Here is a 1,598-nt window from a genome sequence, read left to right as displayed (position 1 = left end):
AACAAAAGCCTAAACCTCGTAGTATATTTCAGCTTTCTATATTGAGGAATCATCCTTCTTTACAAACTAGTATATGTATTTTAAGATTTTTTTAGCCTGATATCTTTTCATCATGTTTTACTTCTCCTTGAGTTGTAATGGTTACAATATTAAATGGAATGGACTTTCCGCTTCTTTGTAATGCCATTTTTGTTGCATTTACCAAACCACCACAACATGGAACTTCCATTCTAGCTACAGTTATACTTTTGATATCATTTTGTAGAATGATTTCAGTTAATTTATCCGTATGATCTACAGCATCTAACTTGGGACAACCTATTAATGTTATCTTATCTTTCATAACATCATAGTGAAAATCCCTATCAGCATAAGCGCAACAATCTGCCGCAATCAAAAGACGCGCATTTTGAAAAAATGGCGCATTGACAGGTACTAATGGTATTTGCACAGGCCATTGCGATAATGTCCCCATCCATGGTTCTTTAATAAAAGCATTCACCTTTGCTTTTTGTGCATTCATCGTTAGTTTTTGATCATAGTCAAGAGCTTCTCTTAGCTCAAAATGAATCGCATTCACAGGACAAACAGGTAAACAATCTCCCAAACCATCACAATAATCTTCACGCATTAATTTTGCTTTCCCATTTACCAAAGCAATTGCACCTTCATGACAAGCATCAATACATAATCCACACCCATTGCATATATTCTCATCTATGTTCACTATCTTTCGTTTCATCATCACATCTCCTAACAAGCATAAGTATAACTTAGTTTCTTTTATCTGTATGTTGTTATTCCAACAAATGATTTCCCTTTCTTCACAATCTGTGATACCATATTCAAGAGAATGATCGGAGGTTTTTATGAATACAACCGGATTGATACAATGTCCTTTGTTTACACAAATCAAAGAAGATGAAATTGCCATTATCCTAAAAGCCATACATGCTTATGAAAAGCAATACAGCAAAGGCACTATGTTATATCGTCATCAAGATCTTGTTCCTGCATTCGGTATCGTATGCGAGGGTTGTGTTCAAATCATCAAACAGGATTACCTGGGAAATAACACGATTTACGCTGATATCACTCCCTATGGTTTATTCGCAGAATCCTTTGCGTTAAACCATGCGCCATTACAAGTAGATATCATTGCAGGTCAGGATTGTATCATCTTATGGATTCCGGTACAATACTTATTTCATGAACGTGCAATGAAGCCTTCACAATCCATATTGATTCAAAATTTGATGCGTATTTTATCTGATAAAAACCAATTTCTAACAAAACGTATTGATATATTATCACAAAGAAGTACAAGGGAAAAAGTAATGACGTATCTTTATCAACAGGCGTTACGTACTCATTCCAGTCATATCGAGATTTCCTTGAATCGTCAAGAGCTCGCTGATTATCTCTGTGTAGAACGTAGTGCTTTATCTGCGGTATTAAGCCAATTAAAACAAGATGGTATTTTGGAATATCGGAAAAATAAATTCAGATTATTATAATCGCTTCTTTTCAGAAGCTTTTCGTATAATAAAAGCAGGAAGAAAAACAACCTGCTTACTATAAAATTGAATATGTTAAAT

The 1,598-nt window shown here is 34.4% G+C and carries 2 protein-coding genes; one reads left to right on the top strand and one right to left on the bottom strand.

What is annotated here, in order from left to right:
- Positions 1-91: 91 nt before the first annotated feature.
- Positions 92-742 carry an ATP-binding protein gene (locus UGRO018_RS17635; protein WP_416327826.1) on the bottom strand — a complete coding sequence of 217 codons (651 nt, stop codon included), beginning with the start codon at positions 740-742 and terminating at the stop codon, positions 92-94.
- 127 nt (positions 743-869) lie between these two features.
- Between UGRO018_RS17635 and UGRO018_RS17630 the strand changes: the two genes are divergently transcribed.
- Positions 870-1,517, top strand: coding sequence for a Crp/Fnr family transcriptional regulator (locus UGRO018_RS17630; RefSeq protein WP_416327825.1), 648 nt, complete (start codon positions 870-872; stop codon positions 1,515-1,517).
- The last annotated feature ends 81 nt before the right edge of the window (positions 1,518-1,598 follow it).

This window comes from Hoskinsella mucinilytica (assembly GCF_045223415.1).
In the GTDB taxonomy this organism is placed as follows: Bacteria; Bacillota_I; Bacilli_A; order Erysipelotrichales; family Erysipelotrichaceae; genus Hoskinsella; species Hoskinsella mucinilytica.
The sequence above is the reverse complement of the archived record's forward strand: the minus strand, read 5'-3'. Positions and strand labels throughout refer to the sequence as shown.

Excerpts from the sequence above, each read along its gene's own strand:
- UGRO018_RS17635 (WP_416327826.1), bottom strand. The coding sequence starts at position 742 with ATGAAACGAAAGATAGTGAACATAGATGAGAATATATGCAATGGGTGT.
- UGRO018_RS17630 (WP_416327825.1), top strand. The coding sequence starts at position 870 with ATGAATACAACCGGATTGATACAATGTCCTTTGTTTACACAAATCAAA.